Origin of the sequence: Epibacterium sp. MM17-32 (assembly GCF_022348205.1) — a bacterium.
Lineage (GTDB): Bacteria > Pseudomonadota > Alphaproteobacteria > Rhodobacterales > Rhodobacteraceae > Epibacterium.
Genome location: NZ_JAKRFC010000009.1, coordinates 14,232 through 39,445, shown reverse-complemented (window position 1 = coordinate 39,445; position 25,214 = coordinate 14,232). Strand labels below are relative to the sequence as shown.

The 25,214-nt window shown below is 64.8% G+C and carries 20 protein-coding genes; 10 read left to right on the top strand and 10 right to left on the bottom strand.

Going from position 1 to position 25,214, the window contains the following annotated elements; genetic code table 11:
* Window positions 1–31: 31 nt before the first annotated feature.
* On the bottom strand, window positions 32–1,570 hold the full coding sequence (locus MHM88_RS15335; RefSeq protein ID WP_239367244.1) for a trimethylamine methyltransferase family protein: 1,539 nt from the start codon (window positions 1,568–1,570) through the stop codon (window positions 32–34).
* Between the two features lie 128 nt (window positions 1,571–1,698).
* On the opposite strand from MHM88_RS15335, the gene MHM88_RS15330 reads away from it, so the two are divergent.
* Window positions 1,699–2,628: a LysR substrate-binding domain-containing protein gene (locus MHM88_RS15330; protein WP_239367242.1), complete on the top strand. Its 930-nt coding sequence runs from the start codon at window positions 1,699–1,701 to the stop codon at window positions 2,626–2,628.
* 73 nt (window positions 2,629–2,701) lie between these two features.
* Complete coding sequence (locus tag MHM88_RS15325; RefSeq protein ID WP_239367240.1) at window positions 2,702–3,649, top strand: aminotransferase class IV; 948 nt, start codon at window positions 2,702–2,704, stop codon at window positions 3,647–3,649.
* 12 nt (window positions 3,650–3,661) lie between these two features.
* Here the strand turns inward: MHM88_RS15325 and MHM88_RS15320 are convergent, their stop codons facing one another.
* The 3 genes from MHM88_RS15320 to MHM88_RS15310 all read right to left on the bottom strand — a co-directional run bounded on the left by MHM88_RS15320 (window position 3,662) and on the right by MHM88_RS15310 (window position 9,110).
* Window positions 3,662–4,489 carry a DeoR/GlpR family DNA-binding transcription regulator gene (locus MHM88_RS15320; protein ID WP_239367238.1) on the bottom strand — a complete coding sequence of 276 codons (828 nt, stop codon included), beginning with the start codon at window positions 4,487–4,489 and terminating at the stop codon, window positions 3,662–3,664.
* A gap of 364 nt (window positions 4,490–4,853) precedes the next feature.
* A complete protein-coding gene (locus MHM88_RS15315) occupies window positions 4,854–6,623 on the bottom strand; it encodes a methyl-accepting chemotaxis protein (RefSeq protein WP_239367236.1) in 1,770 nt (589 codons plus the stop codon).
* Between the two features lie 273 nt (window positions 6,624–6,896).
* A complete protein-coding gene (locus MHM88_RS15310) occupies window positions 6,897–9,110 on the bottom strand; it encodes an NADP-dependent isocitrate dehydrogenase (RefSeq protein ID WP_239367234.1) in 2,214 nt (737 codons plus the stop codon).
* Between the two features lie 494 nt (window positions 9,111–9,604).
* Here MHM88_RS15310 and MHM88_RS15305 point away from each other — a divergent pair, with 494 nt between their 5' ends.
* Window positions 9,605–10,864, top strand: a complete 1,260-nt coding sequence (locus MHM88_RS15305) for a glycosyltransferase (RefSeq protein ID WP_239367232.1) — start codon at window positions 9,605–9,607, stop codon at window positions 10,862–10,864.
* Window positions 10,865–10,910: 46 nt separating this feature from the next.
* Here the strand turns inward: MHM88_RS15305 and MHM88_RS15300 are convergent, their stop codons facing one another.
* Entirely contained in the window at window positions 10,911–11,396 is a 486-nt protein-coding gene (locus MHM88_RS15300) for an SH3 domain-containing protein (RefSeq protein WP_239367377.1), read from the bottom strand.
* 279 nt (window positions 11,397–11,675) lie between these two features.
* Between MHM88_RS15300 and MHM88_RS15295 the strand changes: the two genes are divergently transcribed.
* The 6 genes from MHM88_RS15295 (at window position 11,676) to MHM88_RS15270 (ending at window position 20,434) form a co-directional block, all read left to right on the top strand.
* Window positions 11,676–12,662 (top strand): D-glycerate dehydrogenase, encoded by a 987-nt coding sequence (locus tag MHM88_RS15295; RefSeq protein WP_239322854.1) that lies wholly within the window; start codon window positions 11,676–11,678, stop codon window positions 12,660–12,662.
* 74 nt (window positions 12,663–12,736) lie between these two features.
* Window positions 12,737–14,506 (top strand): gamma-glutamyltransferase, encoded by a 1,770-nt coding sequence (ggt, locus tag MHM88_RS15290; RefSeq protein ID WP_370687500.1) that lies wholly within the window; start codon window positions 12,737–12,739, stop codon window positions 14,504–14,506.
* Window positions 14,507–14,661: 155 nt separating this feature from the next.
* Window positions 14,662–16,065, top strand: coding sequence for an FAD-binding oxidoreductase (locus tag MHM88_RS15285; RefSeq protein WP_239367228.1), 1,404 nt, complete (start codon window positions 14,662–14,664; stop codon window positions 16,063–16,065).
* Between the two features lie 94 nt (window positions 16,066–16,159).
* Window positions 16,160–16,603 carry a hypothetical protein gene (locus tag MHM88_RS15280; protein WP_239367226.1) on the top strand — a complete coding sequence of 148 codons (444 nt, stop codon included), beginning with the start codon at window positions 16,160–16,162 and terminating at the stop codon, window positions 16,601–16,603.
* Window positions 16,604–16,788: 185 nt separating this feature from the next.
* A complete protein-coding gene (locus MHM88_RS15275) occupies window positions 16,789–19,296 on the top strand; it encodes an FAD-dependent oxidoreductase (protein ID WP_239367224.1) in 2,508 nt (835 codons plus the stop codon).
* A gap of 175 nt (window positions 19,297–19,471) precedes the next feature.
* Window positions 19,472–20,434, top strand: a complete 963-nt coding sequence (locus tag MHM88_RS15270; RefSeq protein WP_239367222.1) for a GGDEF domain-containing protein — start codon at window positions 19,472–19,474, stop codon at window positions 20,432–20,434.
* Between the two features lie 46 nt (window positions 20,435–20,480).
* Here the strand turns inward: MHM88_RS15270 and MHM88_RS15265 are convergent, their stop codons facing one another.
* The 4 genes from MHM88_RS15265 to MHM88_RS15250 form a co-directional block, all read right to left on the bottom strand.
* Window positions 20,481–20,879 (bottom strand): calcium sensor EFh, encoded by a 399-nt coding sequence (locus MHM88_RS15265; protein WP_239367220.1) that lies wholly within the window; start codon window positions 20,877–20,879, stop codon window positions 20,481–20,483.
* A gap of 168 nt (window positions 20,880–21,047) precedes the next feature.
* Window positions 21,048–21,701, bottom strand: a complete 654-nt coding sequence (locus MHM88_RS15260; protein WP_239367199.1) for a DUF938 domain-containing protein — start codon at window positions 21,699–21,701, stop codon at window positions 21,048–21,050.
* Window positions 21,701–22,786, bottom strand: a complete 1,086-nt coding sequence (locus MHM88_RS15255; RefSeq protein WP_239367196.1) for an FAD-binding oxidoreductase — start codon at window positions 22,784–22,786, stop codon at window positions 21,701–21,703. The genes MHM88_RS15260 and MHM88_RS15255 overlap by 1 nt, the downstream gene beginning before the upstream one ends.
* Complete coding sequence (locus MHM88_RS15250; protein ID WP_239367194.1) at window positions 22,783–23,730, bottom strand: aldo/keto reductase; 948 nt, start codon at window positions 23,728–23,730, stop codon at window positions 22,783–22,785. Before MHM88_RS15250 ends, MHM88_RS15255 begins: the two co-directional genes overlap by 4 nt.
* A gap of 156 nt (window positions 23,731–23,886) precedes the next feature.
* Here MHM88_RS15250 and MHM88_RS15245 point away from each other — a divergent pair, with 156 nt between their 5' ends.
* Window positions 23,887–24,495, top strand: a complete 609-nt coding sequence (locus MHM88_RS15245; RefSeq protein WP_239367376.1) for a CDP-alcohol phosphatidyltransferase family protein — start codon at window positions 23,887–23,889, stop codon at window positions 24,493–24,495.
* A 123-nt stretch (window positions 24,496–24,618) separates the two neighbouring features.
* Here the strand turns inward: MHM88_RS15245 and MHM88_RS15240 are convergent, their stop codons facing one another.
* Window positions 24,619–25,164 carry a peroxiredoxin gene (locus MHM88_RS15240; RefSeq protein ID WP_239322864.1) on the bottom strand — a complete coding sequence of 182 codons (546 nt, stop codon included), beginning with the start codon at window positions 25,162–25,164 and terminating at the stop codon, window positions 24,619–24,621.
* Window positions 25,165–25,214 lie beyond the last annotated feature (50 nt).

The window sequence follows — 25,214 nt, the reverse complement described above, 5'->3', positions numbered from 1 at the left end:
CAGCGGGTTCCGGTCTGGGGTTTGTGGAGGCTCAGGGCTCCCCCGCGCCGATTTCTTCGCGGCGGCGGATCACATAGGCATCAAGCGCCTCGGCCACGCCCGGGTCGAGCGCCGGTTCCTCGTATTCGCGCAGCGCCTGCTGCCACAGCGCAGTGGCGCGGGTCAGCGCGTCCTTGGCGCCGGCGGCCTCCCAATTCTCGTAGTTGGTCCAGTCCGACAACAACGGGCGATAGAACGCGGTCTCGTAACGCTCCATCGTATGCGCGGCGCCAAAGAAATGGCCGCCGGTGGGCACCGATTTGATCGCCTCCAGCCCCAGCTCATCCTCGCTGAAGCTGATCGGCTTCATGAATTCCTTCATGTTCTGGATGATTTCGACATCGAGGATGAATTTCTCCATCGAGGCGGTCAGCCCCCCTTCGAGCCAGCCCGCCGCGTGGTAGATCAGGTTGGCCCCGCCCATGGTGGCCCCCCAGGTCGACATCATCGTCTCATAGGCGGCCTGCAGATCGACGCAGTTGGAGGCATTGGCGTTCGAGGTGCGGTAGGGCACCCGGTAGCGCCGCGCCAGCTGACCGGCGATGATATTGGCCTTGGTGTTTTCCGGCGTGCCAAAGGCCGGCGCGCCGGAGCGCATGTCCACGTTCGACGTGAACGCCCCATAGAGCACCGGCGTGCCCGGGTTCACCAGCTGCGTCAGCACCACGCCAAACAGCGCCTCGGCATTCTGTTGCGCCATGGCGGCGGGCAGGGTCACCGGCGTCATCGCCCCCATCAGGGTGAAGGGCGTGATGCTAACCGGCTGGCCATGTTCGGCCATCGCCATCAGCCCGTCGGTCATCGCCTCGTCCAGCAGCCGCGGCGAGTTCACCGAGATCACCGTCACCACGCCGGGCACCGCGCGCATCTCCTCGACGGAGATGCCGCGGCTGATCGCCATCATGTTGATGCCGTCGAGCGCCCGTCCGCGCCCAATGGCGGTGCAGTGGAAGGTCAGGTCCGAGAGGGTGAGGTTGGCCAGATAGGTGTCCAGGTGGCGGGTGTTGGCGGGCAGTTCCATCGGGGCCACCACCTGGTTGCCGATGATGTTGACCGCGTTGAAGTGATGCGCCAGGCGGATGAAATTGCAATAATCCTCGTGGTTGCCGGGACGTCTGCCGTTGATCATGTCGTGGGTGTTCGGGGGGCCCGCCACCAGGCCGAAGTTCATCGCGCGGCCGCCCATGGTGATGCACTTTGCAGGGTTGCGCGCCACCATGTCAAAGCTTTGCGGCACGGTTTCCAGCGCCTGTGCGACGATGCTTTCGTCGATGCGGATGGTCATCTCGTCCCGGTCCACGATGGCGCCCACGTCCGCAAACAGATCCATCACCGTCTCGCTCATCACCCGGATGCCGGCCTCCGACAGCACCCGCATGGAGGTGCGGTGGATCTGTTCGAGCTGCTCTTCGGTGACCACTTCCAGCGGCTGGTAGGGCAGGTGGGTCTGGCTCCAGGGGAGCTGTTCGATCTTGTTCTCCGCACGGGCGGACATGCCGCCGCGGCCGCCCCGTCGTCCTGATCTGGCCATCTGGTCCAAGGTCCTTCATCTGCTGTTTTGTGCAAGCCTAACGCGCAGCGTGGCGCTTGACACATGGACAATCCGGCCCCTAAGACCACATGAAACCGGGGTCATGGGCCGCTGATGAGGTGACTTGCATGCGGGAAAGGACGATGATGCAGGATCTGCCGCCGCTGAACTATCTGCGCTCCTTCGAGGCCGCGGCCCGGATGCTCAGCTTTACCGAGGCGGCGCGGGAGCTGCACCTGACCCAGGCCGCCGTCAGCGGCCACATCCGCGCGCTGGAGCAGCATATCGGCGGGCCGCTGTTCGTGCGCCATCCGCGCTCCCTGACGCTGACCTCGCTGGGCAATGCCTATCTGCCGGGGGTGCAGCAGGCCTTGCAACAGGTGCAACAGGCGACCCATGCGATCCTGCGGCGGCGCGGGGCGGAGCGGGTGGTGATCTCCTGCCCGGTGAGCCTGGTGGATCACTGGCTGGCGGATCTGGTGGCTCGGTTCGGCGCGCAGCATCCCGGCGCGGCGGTGACCATCCATGGCCGCGTCTGGGTGGACGAGCCGCCGGAGATTGCCGACATCATCCTCACCAACGTGCATGAGGAAACCCTGGACCGCGCCAGCCTGCCGCTGTGGCGCGACCAGCTGGTGGCGGTCTGCGCGCCCTCCTATCAGGCGCAGGTGGGGCGGCTGAGCGGTCCGCAGGATCTGCCGCGCGCCCGGCTGATCCACAGTCTCGGCCGGACGGAGGTCTGGCCGCAGGTGTTCCGCTCCTTCGGGCTGCCCGTCGCTGCCGCCGACCCGGGCGCGGAAGGAGCCTGTCAGGCCAACACCTTCGGGTCGGTGATCGCCCTGGCGGAGGCCGGACAGGGCGTTGCGGTGGTGCCCGGAGTGTTTGCCCGCGCCGGGCTGGCGGCGGGGCGGCTGATGGCGCCGCTGGGGCAGGTGGGCCCGTGCCCCTGGGTCTGCACCCTGTCCGACAGCAGCCTGCTGACCTCGGATGCGGCGCGGGCGTTGCACCGGTTCATCCAGGCGGAGGCCACCTCCGCGCCACCTGTTCTGGACATATAGGTCGCCGCCCCTTGCCAAGCCGGGCGGGCGCATGGTCTGTCTGCCTGCAAAGAGACAACAGACGAGATCCCGCATGACACTGGACCAGAGCCCCACCCATTCCACCCATGACGCCGAGGCAGATGACCGCAACGATCACATCAAGATCTATGTGAACGGCGAGATCGTGCCCAAGGCGGAGGCCAAGGTCTCGGTCTATGATTCCGGCTTCATGCTGGGCGATGGCATGTGGGAGGGGATGCGGCTCTATGATGGCGAGTGGGCGTTTTTCGACGCGCATATGGACCGGCTGTTCAATTCCCTGAAGTCGGTGTCGCTGGAGATCGGTATGGGGCCGGAGGACATCCGCGACATCCTTGACCGGACCGCAGCGGCCAACGGGATGACCGGCGACGCCCATTGCCGGTTGATGATCACCCGCGGCCCCAAGGCCAAACCGTTCCAGCATCCGGCCCTGTCGAAATGGGGACCAACCGTGGTCGCCATCGTGGAGCATTCGAAACCGGCCGAAAGCCTCTCGACCCATGGCATCCGCCTTGCAACTGTGCCGCAGGTGCGTGGCCTGCCGATGAGCCAGGATGCCAAATACAACAGCCATTCCAAGCTGAACTGCGTGATCGCCTGCCTGCAAGCGGAACAGGCGGGCGCGGATGAGGGGCTGATGCTGGACCCGCATGGGTTTGTGAACACCACCAATGCCTGCAATTTCTTCATCGTGCGGCGGGGCGAGGTTTGGACCTCGACCGGGGATTACTGCATGAACGGGGTCACCCGGCAGAATGTGATCGACCTGTGCCGCGCCAACGACATCCCGGTGTTTGAGAAGAACTTTTCGCTCTATGAGGCCTATGGTGCCGATGAGGCCTTTCTGACCGGCACCTTCGGCGCGCAGACGCCGGTGGCTTCGATCGACGGCAAGGAGATCGGCACTGGCGCGCGTCCGGTGACCACACGTATCCGGGCGCTGTATAAGGATCTGGTGGCCCGGACCGTGGCAGAGCAGAAAGAGGCGCGCCGCTGACGGCGGCTGGCCTTAGTTCCGGGGGGCGCGCGTATTCGTCTGCGCCGCTGCGCCTTCGTCGGCGGACGGCGCGGTATGGGTGGTGATGCCCCATTCACGGAGCGCGGTGGCGAGCTCCGGATCGGGGTCCTGATCGGTGACAAAATCGCTCACCCGGTCGAGGGGGCAGGTCACGAAGGGCGCGCGCGTATCGCGTTTGGAGAGATCGGCGACCACAATGACCCGATCCGCCCGGACGGCGACGGCATGGGTGAGGTCCGCCTCTTGCGGATTGCTGGTGACAAAGCCGTGCCGCGGCGAGATACCGTCCGCCCCCAAGATCACCGCGTCATAGGAAAACTGCTGCGCCTGCGTTTCCGCCATGCTGCCAAAGCTGCCACGTTCGCCGGACAGGACCTGACCGCCGGTCAGATAGACCCGATTGCCATTGTGGCCGACAAGGGCGGCCATCGCGGGCAGCGAATTGGTCACCACGGTGAGTTCCCTGTGCTGGCGCAGGTGTTCGGCCACATAGGTGGTGGTGGACCCGACATTGACAAAGACCGTCATGCGGTCGCTGAGGAGCGCGGCGGCGGTGCGGGCAATGGCGGATTTTGCGGCGGTATTGGTGGCCAGCGGGGTGGAAAACACCGGCGCGCCATGCGCGGGCCGCAGGACGGTGCCGCCGTGCACCCGGTCGACTTTGCCCGCGTGGGCGAGGCTGCGCACCAGTCGGCGGATGGTCTCTTCGGAGACCCCCAGCGCATGGGCGATCTGCGCGTTGCGGGCGGAGCCGCCGAACCGGGCCAGGACCTCCAGAACCTCATGACCGCGGTGCGGGATCTTTTGGGAGTCCACCATGGGGCAGCGCCTTTGAACACGTGGCAGTGCGCCGATGAAACCATATTCAGATGACGGCCATGTGTCGGCGGAGGTCCCGAAGCTTCATCGAGGTGGCAGGGTCGCCTGCGCGATCCCCTGGGGGGCGCTGTCCTTGGCCCCCGCCGAACGGTCCGGCCTCCGCACCGGGCGCGCGGGTCTGTGTGCCGGCCTGTGTGCCGGTCTGTGTGTCGGACTCTGTGCCGGGCTTTTGGCCTGGCCCGAAAGGGCGCTCCGGCCCGGCTCGGGTGCCTCTGTACGAAACACCAAGAGGGCCGGGCGCCCGCGGTTGGTCGCGCGCGCCCGGCCCGTATTTGCCCAAGCTGGGGGGGGGGGCGGCCCGGGGTCAGGACGCCCGGCGCAGCGCAGTGGCGTCGTCCGCGTCCAGCTGGAACTTGCGCGCGTTCTGGGCCAGTGAACCGGCCTCGTCCCGCAGGCGCTGGGTCGCGGCCGAGGTCTCTTCGAACATCGCTGCGTTCTGCTGGGTCACCTGATCCAGCTGATCGGCGGCCGAGGTGATTTCCGACAGCCCGGTGGACTGTTCGCGGGCGGCCTCGGCAAGGGCCGAAACGGTTTCGTTGATGGCGGTGATGTGCTCGTTGATTTCATCGAGCGCGGTGCCCGAATCCCGGGCCAGCGTCACACCGGTTTCCACCTCGCGGCTGGCATTTGCGATCAGCTCCGCGATTTCGCGCGCCGCATCCGAGGATTTGCCCGCCAGGGCGCGCACTTCGCCGGCAACCACCGCAAAGCCACGGCCCGCTTCGCCTGCGCGCGCCGCCTCGACCCCGGCGTTCAAGGCCAGAAGGCTGGTCTGGAAGGCAATGTCGTCGATCAGCGATGTGATGGAGGAGATCTTCTGCGAGCTTTCCTCGATACCGCGCATGGCATCGATGGTCTGGCGTACCACCTGCGCGCCCCGGGCCGTGCGTTCGCTGGCCTGTTGCACCCGTTCGGAGGCCGAGCGGCTCTCTTCGGCGGAGTTCTTGACCGAGGCGGAGAGTTCGGTCAGCGCGGCCGAGGTTTCCTCCAGCGAGGCGGCCTGGGTCTCCGTGCGCATGCCAAGTTCGCGCGAGGAGGAGTCCAGCGATTCGCTTTCCTGTTCGATATGCATCACCCCGGCAAAGATCTGGCGCATCAGGTCGGAAATCCGGGTCACCGTGGTGTTGAAATCCTCGGCCACCTGGCGGAACTCCTCCGGCATGTCGTCATCGACGCGCACTGTCAGGTCACCTTCGGCAAAGCGCGCCAGTCGCTGACCGAGAATGGCCACCACGCGCTGGCGGTCCTCATCCTTGATCTGGGCCTCGCGTTCCAGCGCCGCCTGCATCTGCAAACCGTCGCGGAAATTGGCCACCGCCTGCGCCATCTGGCCGATCTCGCTGCGGTCCCTGAGGCCGGGCACATCGCTGTCGAGGTCCCCGTCCGACATCGTGGTCATGCGATCTTTCAGCGCGTTCAGCGGCGGCAGCGTGTGGCGCAGGATCAGCAGCGACACGCCGATCATCACCGCCAGCACGGCCGCGAGACCGCCCAAGGCCTCCATGCGCATCTGCGCAATGTCGGCCTCGATGTCGTTCACATAGGCGCCGGTTCCGAGATACCAGTCCCAGGGTTCGTAATACTGGGCGTAGGTCAGCTTGGGTTCGACCTGTTCGGTGGCGGGGTTTTCAAAGAAGATGGTGGATTCGGACCGTCCGTTCTCATCCAGCGCACCAAGAATGGTGTCAAAGATCCGGTTGCCGTGCACATCCGTCAGGTCACGCTGGCTCTCGCCGCCGACCCATTGCGGGCGGAAGGGGTGCACCTTGTACACGATGTCACTGTCAAAGGCGTAGATATAACCGTTTTCCCCGAACCGAAGGTCATTGAGAATTTCGGCAACGGCAGCCTGCGCCTCCTCGAGGGTGAGCTCCCCGGCCTTGACGCGGGCGTCATAGGCCTCGATGTGGCTGCGACCGATGTCGGTGACATGACGCAATTCGCCCATGCGCAGGGAGTAGGCCTCCTTTGAGGCGCGATCGAGAATGAAGAAGGTCAGGCTGGCTGCTGTGATGAGCGCGAGAGCCACGAGGGCATAGATCCGGGTGGACAATCCGTAGAAAGCGGCGGGCATGATGGGAAAGCCTTGCAAGTTGTCGTTTACACCCTGTTTGCGGCAAAATGACTAATGCGGGCTTTACAGACCCGCAGACTTTGCCCGGCGGCGCAGCGATGCGGCCAGAGATGCGGGATCAATTTGGCTAAAATGATACGCGCCCGGTCAGAGGGCGCGCGCGGTGCGCATGGGGCAGGGCGGGCGAACGAGCCCCCCAAAATGGGCGCAGCGACCAGAAAAAACGCCCGGGACAGGGCCCGGGCGTTTGTCATCACGTCGATGGTGGCTGGCTTAGCCGATGATGCCGTTCAGCGTTGCCGAGGGGCGCATCACTGCGGCCTTCTTGTCCACCGAGGGGTGGTAGTAGCCGCCGATATCGGCCGGTTTGCCCTGCGCCGCGGCCAGTTCGGACAGGATCGCGGCCTCGCTGGCGACCAGCTGATCGGCGATCGGCTTGAAGTGTTCGGCCAGTTCCGCGTCTTCGGTCTGCGCCGCGAGCGCTTCGGCCCAGTAGCGGGCGAACCAGTAGTGGCTGTCGCGGTTGTCGGGCTGACCGACCTTGCGGTCCGGCGACTTGTTGTTGTCGAGGATGCCTTGGGTCGCGACCTCTGCCGCGGCGCCCAGCACGCCGGCCTTGTCGTTGCCCTTGACGTCCGCCAAGAACTTGAGGCTTTCACCCAGGGCACAGAACTCACCCATCGAGTCCCAGCGCAGGTGGTTTTCTTCAACCAGCTGCTGCACGTGTTTCGGGGCAGAGCCACCGGCGCCGGTCTCAAACAGGCCGCCACCGTTCATCAGCTTCACGATCGACAGCATCTTGGCCGAGGTGCCCAGCTCCAGGATCGGGAACAGGTCGGTCAGGTAGTCGCGCAGCACGTTGCCGGTGATGGCGATGCTGTCCTTGCCTGCGGTGATGGTTTCGAGCGACTGACGGGTCGCTTCGCGCGGGGCGAGGATCTGGAACTTGTCCGCAACACCTGCGGCCTCCAGCGCGGGCTGCACGTATTTGATCAGCTCGGCGTCATGGGCGCGGTTGGCATCGAGCCAGAAGATCGCCTCCGACCCGGTCAGACGCTGGCGGTCCAGCGCCAGCTGAATCCAGTTCTCGATCGGGGCTTTCTTCACGGTGCAGGCGCGCCAGATGTCGCCGGCCTCCACGTCATGGGAGTGCAGCGTGTCACCATTGGCCAGAACCACACGGATCACACCGTCTGCGGGTGCCTCAAACGTGGTCGGGTGGGAGCCGTATTCCTCGGCCTTTTGTGCCATCAGGCCGACGTTGGCGACGGAACCCGCCTTGGTCACGTCCAACGCGCCATTGGCTTTGAAGTAGTTGATGGTCTCGTCGTAGACGGTGGCATAGCAGTTGTCGGGGATGACGCAGTTCACGTCGCCCTTGTTGCCCTGGGAATCCCAGCCCTTGCCGCCTGCGCGGATCACCGCCGGCATGGAGGCGTCGATGATCACGTCGGACGGAACATGCAGGTTGGTGATGCCCTTGTCACTGTCGACCATGTACATTTCAGGACGCTCGGCGCGCACCGCTTCGACGGCTGCGAGGATCTCGGGCTTGTCCTTCACGCGCTCCAGGAGGTCGCCCATGCCGGAGTTTGCATTGACGCCCAGCGCCTTCAGCTCATCGCCGTATTTGTCGAACACCGGCTTCAGCCAGGCTTTCACCGCGTAGCCAAAGATGATCGGGTCGGAGACCTTCATCATGGTGGCCTTCATGTGCAGCGAGAACATGGTGCCATCGGATTTGGTGTCCTCGATCGCGCCTTCGAGGAAGCTCGACAGCGCCTTGACGGACATGAAGGTCGCATCGGCCACGGTGCCTTCGGCCAGCGGCCAAGCATCCTTCAGCACGGTGACAGAACCGTCCTTGGCGACAAATTCGATCTTCGCGTCGCCCGCCTGGTCGGCGGTGATGGTGGCGGATTTCTCGTTTGCATAGAAATCATTGCCCGGCATCGACGAGACTTTGGTTTTGCTGTCGGAAACCCATGCGCCCATCGAATGCGGGTTGTTCTGGGCGTAATTCTTCACCGCCTTGGCGGCGCGGCGGTCAGAGTTGCCTTCGCGCAGCACCGGGTTCACGGCAGAGCCCTTGATGCTGTCATACCGCGCCCGGATTTCCTTTTCCGCGTCGGTGGACGGCTCGTAGGGGTAGTCGGGCAGCTTGTAGCCCTGCGCCTGCAGTTCCTCGACCGCGGCCACCAGCTGCGGCACGGAGGCAGAGATGTTGGGCAGTTTGATGACATTGGCGTCGGGGGTCTTCACCAGCTCGCCCAGCGCGGCGAGGTCATCGCTCTGGCGCTGCTCTTCGGTCAGGTTCTCCGGGAAGGTCGCGATGATCCGCGCGGCCAGAGAAATGTCCTTGGTGCCGACGCTGACACCAGCAGCATCCGCGAACTTGCGGATGATCGGCAGGAAGGAGGCCGAGGCCAGCTCCGGCGCTTCGTCTACGATGGTATACAAAATGTCCGGCGTTGAGTTTTCTGCCATGTTCCACAACCTTTCTACGAATACGGAAGTTGTTTTTGTCGTCTCTGCGGCGTGGCTGCCGCGTCACCTGGTGGCTGATCCGGAGCAACAGACGGTCTGCGCCTGGGTCCGGACATGCATCATGTCTACACGCCTCTCCTAGACCAGTGCATCGCGCAACGCAATTGGCTGGTTGCGCAAAGGCCGCTTTGTTGGCGCAAGTTTTCCGGTTTTGACTATCCATGCGCGGGTTTGCCTCGCCTTTTGCGCAGCGGGACTATGCGGTCGCGTGCGTGCAGAGCACAACGGCGACGTGGTTAATCAGACCTGCGGCGTTATGGTAAACGCCTTGGCCCCGGTGCGGGCGCGGCCCGGGCGGGGGGACCCGGGCTGCGCTCCCGGGGCCGCGCCGCCCGATAAATGAGAAGCAGAATTGCGCAAAGAGCGGTTTTGCGATAATATTCTTACATCTGAATGTGGGGGATCTGACAATGCGGGCCAGTTCAGGAGGGCATTTGGTTCTATATGCGCCCGTACCGGTGTTCCGGCAGGGGCCGGACCTCTATATCGAGCGTCAGGCCGTTAACGGTTTGCGGCTGTGGGCGCGGCATTTTGATCAGGTCACCGTGGTGATGCCGGAAAAGCCCGGGCCGCACCCCGAGGGCTGGATGCCGCTGGCCGAGGCCATGGCACCGCTGACGGGCGTTCGGCTGGAAACGGTGCCCTCGGCCTATAGCCCGCTGGAGTTTCTGCGCTGCTGGCCTCATCACCACCGGCGTTTGCGGGCCCTGATCGCGCAGGGGGATTACCTCAGTTTTGCCATCGGCGGTTTGTTCGGCGACTGGGGCGCGGTCTGCGCGATGGAGGCGTTGCGACTGGGCAAACGGTTTGCGATCTGGACGGACCGGGTCGAATCCGATGTGCTGCGCCAATCCCGCGAGTGGGGAAACTGGAAGCAGCAGCTGAAGTCCCGGCTTTACCGGCGGCCGATGGCCTGGCTGGAGCGCGCGCTGATTTCACGTGCGGACCTCGGCCTGTTTCACGGCCGCGAGACCTTTGACGCCTATGCGCGGTTCAGTCGGAACCCGCAGCTGGTGCATGATATTCATATCTCCGATGCGGATCATATCACCCTGTCCCGCTTGCGGTACAAACGCGCTGCCGTGGCGCGGCGCCCCCTTCGCATCGTCTATGCCGGTCGCGCCGAGGGCATGAAAGGGCCGATGGACTGGCTGTCCGTGCTGGAACGGCTGGCGGTGCTGAATGTGCCCTTCGAGGCCGAATGGCTCGGGGATGGCAGCTGCCTTGCGGCGATGCGGGCGCGGGTTCTGCGCGCCGGGCTTCAGGATCGGGTGCGGCTGGCCGGATTTGTCGAAGACCACGCCGAGGTGCGGGCGCGCTTGCAGCATGCGGATCTGTTCCTGTTCTGTCACAAGACAGCGGAATCGCCGCGCTGCCTGATTGAGGCGCTGACGGCGGGGACACCCATCATGGGCTATGACGGCGCTTATGCCCGGGATCTGATCTCGGCCCATGGGGGCGGGGTCCTGGTGCCCCGGGGCGAGTCGCAGGCGCTGGCGCACAGCGTGGCGGCGCTGAATGCGGATCGCTGCGCGCTGGGCCATCTGATGACACGCGCGCATGCGGATGCGGCGCCCTTTACCGATGAAAAGGTCTTTGCCCATCGCAGCGAGCTGATCCGCACCTATCTTGCGCCGCGCACGCCGGGCACAGGGCCGCGGCGGGCCAAGCTACGGCCCGTGGCGGGTCACTGACAGCCACGGCGGGCGGCGCGCGGACAGCGGTGCACGACCCGCGTGCCTATTCGCGCACTTCGTCAGGGGCCACGCCCCAAAGCTTGCTCTTCGGGGCCCAGCCGGAATGCCCGCCGGCGGTGATTTCACACCAGTCGATCTGGCAGGCGCCAAGCTGGGCGACCACGCCCAGTTCGAAGGCGGCCATTACAGGGGCGTCCGGCGCGGGCTGGGCGCGCACCTGGAGCATGTCTTCCTCCACCAGCACGGTGCGAATGCCGGACAGCAGCGCATAATGCACCCAGCCGCCGGCGCCGTCGCGGTCGCGCACCCGGCGCCAGTGGCCGTATTCGGCGATGATCTCCAGCGGCATGCCACGGCGTTTGAACACCCAGTCGATCCGGTGGGTCAGGGACGGGCCGCGCCGCACGTTGCCCTCGGCCGCCTTCATGGAGACGAACCGCGGCAGCGGCAGATTGGTCACCGGACCGCGTTTCTGCGCGGTTGCGGCGGCCTGCGCCGAGACCTGTTCGGACGTCCCCAGTGAGAACATCACCACCAGACACGCCGCCACGACCGCGCCAAGCAGCCTCTGCGCGGCCGTTCTGCTGCGCGGGCGTGGCCTGCGACCTTGTGATCCAAAGATGTTCTGCACGGCCTCGATGCCCATTCTTGTCCCGGGCGCCTTGTTTTTATGATCCTGACACCCGCTGATCCTGACCGCGTGCATAACGCAACGCAGGCTGGGGCGGAAGGGTGCTTGTGCCCGCAATTATCTTGCGACACGATGCCATGGAATGGATCGACTTGCATAGCCCGAGGGAGAAGGCACGTGCCCAGAGAACGCCTGAGTGTTGTTGTTACGCGACGGTTGCCAGAGCCGGTGGAAACCCGCCTGAGTGAGCTGTTCGACGTGCGGTTGCGCACCGATGACACCCCGATGCGCCGCGAAGAGCTGGCCGCCGCCATGAAAGAGGCCGATGTGCTGGTGCCGACGGTCACCGACACCATTGATGCAAGCCTGCTGGGGCAGGCCGGAGAGCGGCTGCGGCTGATTGCGAACTATGGCGCCGGGGTCGACAATATCGACGTCGCCACCGCGCGTCAGCGTGGCATTCTGGTGTCCAACACACCCGGTGTGCTGACCGATGACACCGCCGATATGACCATGGCGCTGATCATGGCCGTTGTGCGCCGCATTCCCGAAGGTCTCGCCATCATGCAGCGCGGCGACTGGGAGGGCTGGTCCCCGACGGCCATGCTGGGTGGGCGTCTGGCGGGGCGTCGTCTTGGTATCCTGGGGATGGGGCGCATTGGTCAGGCGGTCGCACGCCGGGCCCGCGCCTTTGGCATGCAGGTCCATTACAACAATCGCCGCCGCCTGCGCCCCGAAGTCGAAGAAGAGCTGGACGCCACCTGGTGGGAGAGCCTCGATCAGATGGTGGCGCGGATGGATGTGATCTCGATCCACTGCCCGTCGACGCCCTCGACCTTTCATCTGATGAACGCCCGTCGCCTGAAGCTGTTGAAACCGGATGCGGTGATCGTGAACACCTCTCGCGGTGAGGTGATCGACGAGAACGCCCTGACGCGCGGCCTGCGCGGTGGCGAGATCGCAGGCTGTGGCCTTGACGTCTATGAACACGGCACCACCATCAACCCGCGCCTGCGCGAGCTGCCCAATGTGGTGCTGCTGCCGCATATGGGGTCAGCGACGCTCGAGGGGCGGATCGAGATGGGCGAAAAGGTTCTATTGAACATCAAGACATTTGAAGATGGGCACCGTCCACCGGATCAGGTGGTGCCCTCCATGTTGTAGGCGCCGTGCCCGGCCTTTTGCGGGCGGCGCGTTTTGGGAGGACGATATGAAAAAAGACATTTTTGACAGGGGCGCTGTTGGCGTCCCTTGCAACGCCTTTGATTGCCCAGCAGGCCGCGGATGCTGTCGCGCCTGAAACCGCAACCATCGGCCCCGGCGCGGCGGGCCTGGTGCTCTCTGATGCGGCATCTGCCGCGATGGCGGCCCGCAACGCGGGCGAGCCGGTGCTGGCCGATGACTGGATGGTCGCCGCCGCCAACCCGCTCGCGGTCGAGGCGGGCGCACGGGTGCTGCGCGACGGCGGCACGGCGGCAGATGCGATGGTTGCGGTGCAAACGGTTCTGGGGCTGGTGGAGCCGCAATCCTCCGGCCTCGGTGGCGGCGCTTTCCTTGTCTATTATGACGCCACGACCGGCGCGCTCAGCACGCTGGACGGGCGCGAAACCGCGCCGCTTGCGGCGACCCCGACCTTGTTTCAGGATCAAAACGGCGCGCCGTTGAAGTTCTTCGATGCGGTGGTCGGTGGTCGTTCCGTCGGCACGCCGGGCACACCGGCATTGATGGAGACCGCACATCGCAAATGGGGGGAATCCAACTGGGGCGGATTGTTTACCGATGCGATCCGGCTGGCGGAAATGGGCTTTGCTGTGTCGCCAAGGATGGCGGAATCGATTGCAAACGATGCGGAGCGCCTGAGCCGGTTCCCCGAGACCGCGGCCTACTTCTTGCCCGAGGGTGCCCCGCTAGAGGCTGGTCAGGTCATCACCAACCAGCCCTACGCCGATGTGCTGCGCCGCATCGCGATGGAGGGCACGGATGCGTTCTATACCGGCCCTGTCGCAGCGGACATCGTCCGCACGGTGCAAAGCGCTGCTGGCAATCCGGGCGTTTTGTCGGAGCTTGATCTGGCGCTCTATCAGGTGAAGGAGCGCCCGGCGGTCTGCGCCAGCTACCGCGCTTATGAAGCCTGCGGCATGGGTCCGCCCTCCTCTGGCGCGCTCACCGTGGGGCAGATCCTCGGCATGCTTGAACCCTATGATCTGGCAGCGCTTGGGGCAGACAATCCGGTCAGCTGGCGCTTGATCGGCGATGCCTCGCGCCTCGCTTTTGCCGACCGGGGTCGCTACATGGCCGATAGTGATTTTGTGCCGATGCCCACCAAGGGTCTGGTGGATGCCGAGTACCTCGCAGAGCGCGCAAAGCTGCTGCAAGGCGACACGGCACTGGACAGCGTCGCCCCCGGCACGCCCGCGTTTGACCACGCGCTGATCTGGGCCGATGACGAAAGCATCGAGTTCCCCTCGACCTCGCATATCTCCATCGTCGACCAATACGGCAACGTGCTGTCGATGACGACGACGATCGAGAACGGGTTTGGCTCGCGTCTGATGACCAACGGGTTCCTATTGAACAATGAACTGACCGATTTCTCCTTCCGCAGCCACAGCGATGGGGTGCCGATCGCGAACCGATTGGAGCCGGGCAAACGCCCTCGCTCCTCGATGGCGCCGACCATCGTGATGCAGGACGGCAAACCGGTTCTTGCGATCGGCTCTCCGGGCGGCAGCCGCATCATCGGCTATGTGGCCACGGCGATTGTGGGCTGGGCCGATTGGGGGCTCAATGTGCAGCAAGCGCTGTCGCTTCCGCATGCGGTGAACCGCTTTGGCACCTATGATCTGGAGGCCGGCACAGAGGCCGAGACCTTCGAGGCTGCGCTGACGGACATGGGATTTGAGGTCAATATCCGCGACCTCAACTCCGGTCTGCACGCGATCGAGATCGGCGAGAGCCTCAAGGGCGGTGCAGATCCGCGCCGCGAAGGCATCGCGCTCGGCCGGTAGGCGGGCAGGGGCCCTGGCCCCTCCCGAACCGGGGCAATGCGTCATGGGCTTGAGCTGTGACGACCGGCGGCCTAGAGTGCGCCGACATGATCGTTAACAAGGCAAATGAAGCATCTGCCGTGTTGACCGTCCCGAGATTGTGAAAGGACACCACCATGGTTCAGGCCACCACCTTGCCCCGCAACGAAGGCGGGATCACAGCCGCGGTCGAGGCGCTGTCTGCGCAGTTTGGCGACCGGCTTCAGACCGGGCAGGCCCTGCGCGAACAGCACGGGCACACCACCACCTGGATCGAGAACCAAGCGCCGGACGCGGTTGTCTTTCCCACCTCGCGCGAGGAGGTTGCTGACATCGTGAAGGTCTGCGCGGAGTTTGGTGTGCCGGTCATTCCCTTTGGCACCGGCACGTCGCTGGAGGGGCACGTCAATGCGCCTGCCGGTGGCATCTGCATCGACATGATGCGGATGGACAAGATCCTTGCCGTGCACCCGGAGGATCTGGATGTGGTGGTGCAGCCCGGCGTGACGCGCGAGCAGCTCAATACTTATCTGCGTGACCAGGGGCTGTTCTTTCCCATCGATCCCGGGGCCAATGCGTCGCTGGGCGGCATGGTGGCGACGCGGGCCTCCGGCACCAATGCGGTGCGTTATGGCACCATGAAGGACAATGTTCTGAGCCTGGAGGCGGTGATGGCGGATGGCACCATCATCCGCACCGCATCGCGGGCGAAAAAATCCTCTGCGGGCTATGACATGACCCGCCTTCTGGTCGGTTCTGAGGGCACATTGGGGCTGATCACGGAAATCACCCTGCGCCTCCAGGGCATCCCCGAAGCGATCCGCTCGGCGCGCTGTTCGTTCCGGTCGGTGGATGAGGCCTGCCGTGCGGTGATGATGACCATCCAGTACGGGATCCCCGTGGCCCGCATCGAACTGCTCGACGAGATGAGCGTGCGCGCCGCCAATCAGCACTCTGGCCTGAGCCTGCCCGAAGTGCCGTTGCTGCTGCTGGAGTTTCACGGTTCTGATGCGGGTGTGGTGGAACAGGCCGATACCTTTGCCCAGATCGCCGAGGAATTTGGCGGCTTCGACATCGCCGCCACATCGACTGCCGAAGAGCGCAACAAGCTCTGGCAGGCGCGTCACGACATGTATTGGGCCTGCCTCGGGTTGCGCCCCGGCGCCAAGGGCATTTCGACCGATGTCTGCGTGCCGATCTCGCGACTGGCGGAATGTGTCTCCACCGCGCGCGCCAAGGCCGAGGAGATGGGGCTGATGGCGCCGATGGTTGGCCATGTGGGCGACGGCAACTTCCACGCGCTCCTGCTGATCGACATGGAGAGCGCCGAGGAGCGCGCCAAGGCGGACGACTATGTCGGCTGGCTCAACGATCTGGCGATCTCGATGGAGGGCACCTGCACCGGCGAGCATGGCATCGGGCAGGGCAAGCGGCCCTATCTGCGCCGCGAGCTGGGCGAGACAACCCGCTTTATGGCGGCGGTGAAGGCGGCGCTCGATCCCGACAATATCCTCAACCCCGGCAAGATCCTCTCTGACTGACTGAGGCAAACAGATCCCCGTCAAATTTCTGCCTCATCTCCCCGCTAGGTCTGGCCCCGGGAAATTGGGTTTAAATCGGGGCGGGGATCTTTGCATGTTTCTTGTCAGACGCGCCATCTGGCTGCTGCGCCTTTACACGAATGTTCTGCTCGTCGGGGTGATGATCATCGCCGTGGATGTCGACTTGCAAGCCAAGGCGGCGGGGCAGACGATCACCTCTTATGACCGCATGGCCTATATCGAGACGGTGCAGCGGCGGTTGCGCGGCGAGACACTGCGCGGGCCAGCGTCGCCGCTTGATGTGTCGATGATGGCCTATCGCGGTGTGTTGCAGGCGCGTCTGGCGATCCTTGGCCTTGAGGCCCCGGGGGAGGATGTGGCGCTCTTGCCGACCTCTGTCCAGGGGTCGGGGCAGGCGGCGCACGCCGGGCAATTTGATGCCGCATATGGTCAAACTCTACCGGGGGATGCGACATCCGGCGCGGCAGAGGACGCCCAGCGACCCTGCGTGCGGCGGGGTAATGTGCTGGACTGCTGACCCGCATCCGCGCGGCGCGCAACATTATATCCCTGCGAAACCGGCCTCTCTGCCGTATCTATTTGAGGAAACCGCTGCGCGAAGTCGGTTTTGTCAGTTTTTGCGTCGGACTGATTTCGCACCCTCGCTAAACTCTCCTCCATAACCGATTCAATCGTGAATCAGAGAACTCGGAGAGCGGGCTCATGAAAACCCAAGTCAAAGCACTTGTTGTCGGTGGTGGTGCCGTCGGCACCTCGATCGCATATCATCTGGCCAAAGCTGGCTGGGACGACGTCATGCTGATCGAGCGTGACGAGCTGACCTCCGGCTCCACCTGGCACGCGGCTGGCCTGCTGCCGTTGTTCAACATGTCCTATGCGACCACCCACATCCACAAATACTCGGTGGATTTCTACAAGACCCTTGAGGAAGAAACCGGCCTCAACGCGGGCTTTGCGGTGGTGGGCAACCTGCGCATGGCGCAGACCCAGGAACGCATGGACGAGTATATGCTCTATGCTTCCACCGCAGAGACCTGCGATGTGGCTTACGAGTGGCTGACCCCGGAGCAAATCAAGGAGCGCTGGCCGCTGATTGAGACCGGCGACCTGAAAGGCGCGATCTATCACACCGAGGATGGCTATATTAACCCCGCCGACGTGACCCAGGCGATGGCCAAGGGCGCCCGTCAGCGCGGTGTGGAAATCGTGCGCAAGCTGCAAGCCGATGCCTTCCACTGGACCGGCACCCATTGGGAAGTCACCTGCACCAAGATGGTGGAGAAGGGCGGCAACCTCGTGGAGAGCGACGAGCAGGTCGTCATCACCGCCGAGCATGTTGTGACCGCCTCCGGCAACCACGCGCAGCGCACCGCCAAGATGCTGGGCATCAAGATGCCCGCGATCCCGGTGGAGCACACCTTCATCGTCATGGACAAGGACCCCGAGCTGGTCAAATGGCGCGAGGCCGGCAACCCGGAGCACCCCGTCATCCGTGATGCCGACAATGAATCCTACGCACGTGAAGAGCGCGGCGGCTGGATCCTCGGCATCTATGAACACGGCGCCCCGGCACGGTTTGAACATGGCGTGCCGGACAGCTTCCGGGCGGACCTGTTCCCGCTCGATCTGGACCGGATCGCGGATCAGTACATGGCGATGGCGGAGCGTGTGCCCTCTTGTGCCGAATCCGGCCTGAAGGACGATTTCAACGGCCCGATCTGCTACACCCCCGACGGCAACCCGCTGGTGGGTCCGGCGCCGGGTCTGCGCAACATGTGGCTGGCTGAGGGCTTCTCCTTCGGCATCACTGCGGCTGGTGGCACCGGCTATTATCTGGCGCAGATGATGGTCGACGGTGAGGCCGAGATCGACATGGCGTCGCTCGACCCCAAACGCTACTCCTCCAACTGGCTGACCACCGAATTCGCGGCCCGCAAGAACGAAGAGTGCTACGAGCACGTCTACATTCTGCACCACCCGGACGAAGAGCGCCCCGCCGCGCGCCCGCTGCGCACCGCGCCCGCGTTCGACCGTCAAAAGGCCCGCGGCGCTCAGTTCGGCTGGGTGAACGGCTGGGAACGTCCGAACTATTTCGGCCCCGTGGATGCGCCGGACAATTTTGACGAAGAAGCCCGGTCCTTCCGTCGCGGCGGCTGGTGGCAACATGCGGTGGACGAGGCCAAGGCGATCCGCGAGGGTGTCGGCCTGATCGACGCGACCGCCTTCACCAAGCATATCGTCAAGGGGCCCGGCGCGACGGCTTTCCTCGACTGGTTCACCTGCAACAAGCTGCCGAAAGTGGGCCGCATCAACCTGACCTATGCGCTGACCGTGGCGGGCACCACCCGCACCGAGTACACCATCGTCCGCCTCAAGGATGACGAGTACTATCTGGTCTCCGCCGGTGCCTGGACCGAGTACGATGCCGACTATCTGAAGAAGGCGATCGAGGACAAGGAAGCCGAGTTCGGCCGCATCGAGCTGCAGGATGTGACCACCCAGTGGGGCGTCTTTGCCATTGCCGGTCCGAAATCCCGCGATGTCCTGAAAGAGGTGATCGTCGATGCCGACCCGGAGACGGCGCTGTCCAACAAGCGCTTCCCCTGGCTGTCGGCCCGTCAGATCGAGCTGGGCATGTGCCCGGTCAATGCGATCCGTGTGGCCTATACCGGGGAGCTGGGCTGGGAGCTCCACCACCCGATGGAGATGCAGAACTACCTGTTCGACCTCTTGGAAAAGGCAGGCGAAAAGCACGGGATGAAGCTGGTCGGCGCACGGGCGCAGAACTGGCTGCGTCAGGAGAAATCCTACCGTGCCTTTGGTAACGAACTGGGCCGCGACGCGACCCCGCTCGAAGCCGACCTGCCGCGCTTTGTCGATTTGTCCAAGGACTTCTTCGGCAAGGACAAGCTGGAAGAGACCGGTGTGCGCGTCAAATGCTGCACCCTGCTGATCGACGGGCCAAGCGATGCCGATCCGTGGGGACACGAGGCGGTTTATGCCGAGGATGGCACCCGCGTTGGGCGTCTGACCTCCGGCGGCTACTCGGTGGCCTTCGAGAAATCCATCGGCATGGGCTATGTGAAGCCCGAGTATGCGGTCGAAGGCACCAAGCTGCAGGTCAAGATGCAGGACAAGCTCTGGGATGCGGTTGTCACCTGCGACAGCCCCTATGACCCGAAAAACGAAACCATCCGCAAGGACGGCTGATCCGACATCGCCCCGCAGCCCTGCTGGACAGGGCTGTCAGGCGCATGCAACACACGCGCGCCCCGGCACCGCCGGGGCGCGTTTTTTCTTGGCCACTCGGATATGGTCCGGGATATTGTGCGCATCTGTACACCGCTGCGGAATCGCGGCGTCAGAGGTAGCCGGGACAGTGATAGTGAGTAACCTACTTTCCGTGTTTGGGGCGATCCCGCCGCAGAGGCTGGACCTTTTCACCCGCGTCTTCTGCATCGTGCTGTTTCTCGGCCTGGCGGTCAAAAGCGTGCTGATGAACCATCTGCCGCTGGCCGTGATCCTAGTGTGCCTGGCTGGCATTATCCTCGTCAATCTGACCGCCTTGCAGCTGGGGCGCAGACCACCGGTGCCGCTGTCGGTCCTGGTTGTGGTGCTGACAGCGACGATCCTGATGACCACGCATTACGTCGGCATCGCCGGTGCGATCTGGATGTTTCCGACCCTGATCGGCCTGCGGTTTGCGGGGCGGTCGTCGCAACATCTGCCGGCGCGGCTGGCGCTGATCGTGCTGGTGCCCGTCCTCATCTTCCTGCAAGGGGATGCGCCCAATGCGGCGCGGTTGTTTGCTGCCGGCCTGATTGCCTCCGCCTACCTGTGGCTGGCCGAGGGCGAAATCCTGTCGTTGCGGGCCAAACTGGACCTGGACGAAGGGCGCGATCCGCTCACCCGGGCCTATGGGCGCGCGCGACTGGAGCGAGACCGGGCCTTGATCCCGGCGATCGCGCCGGTGGGGCTGGTGCTGCTGCGCCTGGACGGGGTTCTGGAGCTGCGCGCGCGCCAGCAGGGAGACCGGGTGGACCAGGTGCTGGCCCGCGTTGTTCGGGAGGTCGAATCGATGCTCAACACGCGCGAACGCCTGTATCGGCTGGGCGGCGGCGATTTCCTGGTGGCACTGGCGGGCTGGCGGTCGTTTGAAAGCTACGAACTGGGGCAGCAACTCTGCAAGAGCCTGCAACCGCTGTTGCCCAAGGGGGTTGTCCTGCGCTGCGGCGTGTCCGAAGTCTACGAGCCCGCAGCGCTGGAGGCGGCGCTGGAGATCGCCCGCGCGCAGGTCGAAGAGGCCTCCGCCCGCGGCGCACCGCCGTCTCCGGCCCCGGCGCACTGACAGTGGCCACACCGGTTGTCCGTGCGGGCCCCGGCTTGGTCGGCTGTCAGCGCATCAGGTCCTCGCGACTGATGATGCCGTCGCCATCGCGGTCAAGACTGCGGGCAAAGCGGGCGGAGCTGCGATAGTATTCCTGTCGCGAGATGTAGCCATCCGCATCGCTGTCGGAAAAGGTGAAGGCATCAATCCGTCCCGGGCTGGGGTTCTTGGCGATATAGGCCTGACCGAGGCTGGCATAGCGGTCGCGGGCCTCCAGCAGCAGACGGTCAAACTCCTCCGCGCTGAGCTGGCCATCCCCGTCCAGATCGACGTTGGGGAATTGCAGATTGCGCGAGGCGATGGCTTCCTCCACCGTGACCACCCCGTCGCCATCAAAATCAAGACTGTGCAGGAAACTGGACTGCGCCTGGGCGGCTGCGCTGGTCAGCAGGAGGGCTGTCAACATCGGCACCAAGCCATGGACAGTCTTTTTGCGGGGAGGAACGGCGGCGCCGGAGCGGGAAAACTGCACCATGGACAAGGACTCTGCTTCTTTTTTGTACAGCAGAAATAGGCGCGCCGACGCCGGGTTTTGAGGGGCGGCTGTTACAAAAACGTCAAGTTTATGCACATCTTATGTGCGGGACAGGATCAAGCAGAGGTTGTTGGCGGGCATCTCCACCGGTGCGGCGAGGGTCAGGCCCGTCTCCGCGGCCCATTTCGCAACCTGTGCGACGTCTTTGTAGCCGATGTCGGGGTCATGGGCGGTGAGTGCGGCGTGAAAACTGCGGTCTCCCTCGCTGACCAGCTGCCCGTCGCGGGCGAAGGGGCCGTAGATCACCATGCGACCGGTGCGCGACAGTGCCATCGCCGCCTCGGTCAGCACGGTGCGGACCTCATCCGCGCTGATCAGGTGCAGGAGGTTGGCCAGCACGATCAGATCGAAGGGGCCGATCAAGGCCCCCCAGCCGGGTGAGGTGGCATCCAGTGCGGCGGCGGTTGCCACATTCGTCAACCCGGCCTCTGTCACATGGGCATCAATGCTGGCGCGCCGACCGGGGTCGATATCGCTGGGCTGCCAGTCAAGGCCGGGCAGGGCGCGGGCATAGCCCACCACATGCTGGCCGGTGCCGCTGGCAATTTCCAAGGCGCGGCCCCGGGCGGGAGCCTGTGCCTCCACCACCTCCAGCAGCGGGGCGAGGTTGCGGGCGGCAGCGGGGGCAAAGAGCTTGCCGCCGTCGGTTGCCTCTGCCACCGAGGCCTGCCCGGGAACGGATCGAAACGGCATCAGGCGAACCTTTCCGGGCTAAGCGCGGCGATCAGGTCGCGGTCGATTTCCGGGTCACGGCCCGTCACCAGATCGTGCAGCAGTCGGGCCGAGGCCGGGGCGCTCTGGAACCCGTAGCCACCCTGGCCGGCATACCACCAGAAGCCAGGCTGCCGGGGATCTTGGCCAAAGACCGGCACCCCGTCGGGGGCAAAGCTGCGCAGCCCGGCCCAGCTGGCCTCGAGCCGGGTGACCGGGGTGGTGACCATCTCCTCGTAGCGGGCCAGCCCTTCGGCCAGCACCATGTCATCCGCCCAGGCATCCTGTGGCGGCACCGGATCGGCATCGGCGGGCGAGACCAGCAGCTTGCCGGCCTGGGGCTTGGCATACCAGGCTTCGTGCACGCCCATCAGCATCGGCCAACCGCTGACATCATGTCCGCCGGGCGCGGGCAGCTGCGCCATCGAGCGGCGTCTGGGCTGGATACCCACGGGCCGGACCCCGGCCATCTCGGCGATCACATCGGCCCAGGCCCCGGCGGCATTGACGATCTGCCGTGCCTCAAAGCTGTCGCTGCGGGTTTCCACCCGCCAGCCCGCGCCGTGCCGGGTGAGCGCGGTGACCTCCTGCCGGGTGCGGGTGTCGCCACCGCGTTGGCGCAAGAGCTTGGTCCAGTCTCCCATCAGCCGGTCGGTGTCGATATCGGTGGCGGTGTCATGGGCGGCGGCAAAGGCCACCTTGTCCGGGCTCAGGATCGGAACACGGGTCAGGGCCTCCGCCACCGGTATTTCGGCCAGGTCCAGCTCGGCCAGGTCCGCCTCAAATCCCGCGCGCTGATCTTGGTGGGCCACCAGCATCAACCCGCGCGGGCTGAGGTAGCTGTCGCGCCCGTCGCCCGGGGTTTCGAAAAACGCGCGGCTGGCCTGCGACAGCGCCTTGATCGGGGCGGGGCCGTAGTCCTCTTCGAACATCGCGGCGGAGCGGCCCGAGGCATGAAAGCCCAGCACATCCTCGCGCTCCAGCAAGAGGGTGCTGCCCAGTTCCGCCAGATGCGCCGCCGCAGCAATACCGGCCACGCCGCCGCCGATGACAAGAAAGTCGATCATGCTTCCTCCAACCGGTCTGTTGCGGGTGCGGGGCGCGGGCTGAGGGCAGAGAGGCGATCATAGAGATCCGGCGACATGTCGAATTGGGTTGCCGCCAGCGACGGGGCGAGCTGTTCGGCAGAGCGCGCCGACAGGATCGGCGCCGGGTGCACGGGATGCGCGGCGGCCCAGGCCACGGCCAGGGTTGCGGGATCGGTGCCCAGTTCCGCGGCGATGTCCAGCAGCTCGCGCGCGGTCTGATGCATCCAGTCCTGCCCGTAGCGCGCGGCATAGCGGGCGTCCTCGCTCAGCCGACCGGAGCCACCCCGGGCGTATTTTCCGGTCAGCAGCCCACCGCCCAGCGGCGAGTAGGGCACGGGCAGAATGTTCTGATCCATGCACATCGGCAGCAGTTCCACCTCCGCCTGACGTTTGACCAGCGAATACATCGGTTGCAGCACGTCGATTTGCAGGCCAAGGCGCGCCGCCAGCGCCACGGCCTTCATCACCTGCCAGGCGGCAAAGTTGGACAGGCCCACGTGCCGGATCAATCCGCGCTGTTTCAGCTCGGCAAAACAGGTCAGCGTGTCCTCCAGCGGCGTTTCCGGGTCAAAGCGGTGCAGATACAGCAGGTCCACGGTATCAAGACCGAGCCGCTGGCGGCAGGTGTCGAATTGCGCCTGCATATTGGCCGCACTGGCCCCGCCGGTGTAGCCGACCTTGGTTGCGATATAGAGGTGTTCGCGCTCGGGCGCGATCAGCGTGCCGAGCAGCTCTTCGCTGGCGCCCTCGGTATAGACCCAGGCGGTATCAAAATGGCGCAGCCCGGCGGCCCGGCAGGCGGTGAACATCTCTGTCGAGGCCCGCGCGTCGGCGCGTCCTCCGAACTGCATGCAACCAAAGGAAAAACGGCCAATGTCCTGACCTGAAATGGTGGTGAGCGGGGGGCGGCTGATCTGTGTCATGTGGCAAAGACTGACATGCGCGGACGGCAAGGGCGACGCCGAGATACAGGTGAGATTCAGGCGAGATACAGGGGGGGCAGGGCCCCGGCGCGCGGTCACGATATGTCAGCAGCAACGTGAATGGATGTTTCAGGGCAATGCGGCTACATGAAACCCATGTTTGATGCCAAGATACGCCCGCTCATTGATCCGATGCTGAACACCCAGGGTGCACGCCTGGCGGCGCGTGGTGTGACCGCCAACCAGATCACCCTGCTGGGGCTGGCGCTGGGACTGGTGTCGGCGCTGCTGATCGCCTGCGGCGCAACCGGCTGGGCGCTGCTGCCGCTGCTGGCGTCGCGGCTGGCCGACGGTCTGGATGGCGCGGTCGCGCGGGCCGGGAAACCCAGCGATTTCGGCGGCTATCTCGATATCGTCTGTGATTTCACGTTCTACGGTGCGGTGCCGCTTGCCTTTGTCGCCCTGGCACCTGACGTCAACGGTCTGGCGGGGGCCGTGCTCATCTGCAGTTTCTATGTCAACGGTACGAGTTTCCTCGGCTATGCGGTGCTGGCCGAAAAACGCGAGATGCACACCGAGGCGCGCGGGATAAAGACGCTGTATTTCACCGGCGGGTTGCTCGAAGGCGCTGAAACGATCGGGTTTTTTGTGCTTCTGTGCTGCCTGCCGGGGGCGTTTGTCCCGCTGGCCTATGTCTTTGCGGTGCTGTGCTTTGTCACCGCGGTGTCGCGGGTTGCCCTGGCCGCCCGGGTGTTCCGGGACTGAAACGCCGCACCGGCGACGCAACCGGGCGTTTCCCGAGAGGGTCCGGCAAATGAAACGCCCCGCAAGACATCCTGCGGGGCGTGATAATGCTGACGATCCCCCGAGGGGTTCGGGGCGATTGGATCAGGCGGCTTCGGTGACCTTGGTTTTCAGGTACTTCAGCAGGTTCTCGGGCGAGGACTCGCCATAGGGGTCCTCGGCGTGGTTGTCGTCACGGCCCGGCTCTTCGAAGTAGGCTTCGACCACGCCGTCGTTGACGATCGCCGCATAGCGCCAGGAGCGCATGCCAAAGCCGAGGTTGTCCTTGGCCACCAGCATGCCGACCTTGCGGGTGAACTCGCCGGACCCATCGGGGATCACCTTGACGTTCTTGATGCCCTGGGCTTCGGCCCATTTGTTCATCACGAAGCTGTCGTTGACGGACATGCAGTAGATGTCGTCGATGCCTTCGGCCTGAAAATCGGCAAAACCGTCTTCGAAACCGGGCAGCTGGTAGGTGGAGCAGGTGGGGGTGAAGGCCCCCGGCAGCGAGAACAGGATCACGCGCTTGCCCGCGAAATAATCCGCAGTGGTCATGTCCTGCCAGCGGAACGGGTTGGGGCCCTCGATGCTGTCGTCGCGTACACGGGTGCGGAAGGTCACCTGGGGAAGTTTTTGTCCAGCAAACATGGGAGATCCTTGAAACTGTGTGGATTGCGGCCCGTGTCTTACCCGATCTG

Excerpts from the sequence above, each read along its gene's own strand:
- MHM88_RS15255 (WP_239367196.1), bottom strand. The coding sequence starts at position 22,786 with ATGATCGACTTTCTTGTCATCGGCGGCGGCGTGGCCGGTATTGCTGCG.
- MHM88_RS15265 (WP_239367220.1), bottom strand. The coding sequence starts at position 20,879 with ATGTTGACAGCCCTCCTGCTGACCAGCGCAGCCGCCCAGGCGCAGTCC.
- MHM88_RS15280 (WP_239367226.1), top strand. The coding sequence starts at position 16,160 with ATGTTTCTTGTCAGACGCGCCATCTGGCTGCTGCGCCTTTACACGAAT.
- MHM88_RS15300 (WP_239367377.1), bottom strand. The coding sequence starts at position 11,396 with ATGTTCTCACTGGGGACGTCCGAACAGGTCTCGGCGCAGGCCGCCGCA.
- MHM88_RS15245 (WP_239367376.1), top strand. The coding sequence starts at position 23,887 with ATGTTTGATGCCAAGATACGCCCGCTCATTGATCCGATGCTGAACACC.
- MHM88_RS15320 (WP_239367238.1), bottom strand. The coding sequence starts at position 4,489 with ATGGTGGACTCCCAAAAGATCCCGCACCGCGGTCATGAGGTTCTGGAG.
- MHM88_RS15275 (WP_239367224.1), top strand. The coding sequence starts at position 16,789 with ATGAAAACCCAAGTCAAAGCACTTGTTGTCGGTGGTGGTGCCGTCGGC.
- MHM88_RS15330 (WP_239367242.1), top strand. The coding sequence starts at position 1,699 with ATGCGGGAAAGGACGATGATGCAGGATCTGCCGCCGCTGAACTATCTG.
- MHM88_RS15285 (WP_239367228.1), top strand. The coding sequence starts at position 14,662 with ATGGTTCAGGCCACCACCTTGCCCCGCAACGAAGGCGGGATCACAGCC.
- MHM88_RS15260 (WP_239367199.1), bottom strand. The coding sequence starts at position 21,701 with ATGCCGTTTCGATCCGTTCCCGGGCAGGCCTCGGTGGCAGAGGCAACC.
- MHM88_RS15250 (WP_239367194.1), bottom strand. The coding sequence starts at position 23,730 with ATGACACAGATCAGCCGCCCCCCGCTCACCACCATTTCAGGTCAGGAC.
- MHM88_RS15315 (WP_239367236.1), bottom strand. The coding sequence starts at position 6,623 with ATGCCCGCCGCTTTCTACGGATTGTCCACCCGGATCTATGCCCTCGTG.
- MHM88_RS15325 (WP_239367240.1), top strand. The coding sequence starts at position 2,702 with ATGACACTGGACCAGAGCCCCACCCATTCCACCCATGACGCCGAGGCA.
- MHM88_RS15310 (WP_239367234.1), bottom strand. The coding sequence starts at position 9,110 with ATGGCAGAAAACTCAACGCCGGACATTTTGTATACCATCGTAGACGAA.
- MHM88_RS15240 (WP_239322864.1), bottom strand. The coding sequence starts at position 25,164 with ATGTTTGCTGGACAAAAACTTCCCCAGGTGACCTTCCGCACCCGTGTA.
- MHM88_RS15335 (WP_239367244.1), bottom strand. The coding sequence starts at position 1,570 with ATGGCCAGATCAGGACGACGGGGCGGCCGCGGCGGCATGTCCGCCCGT.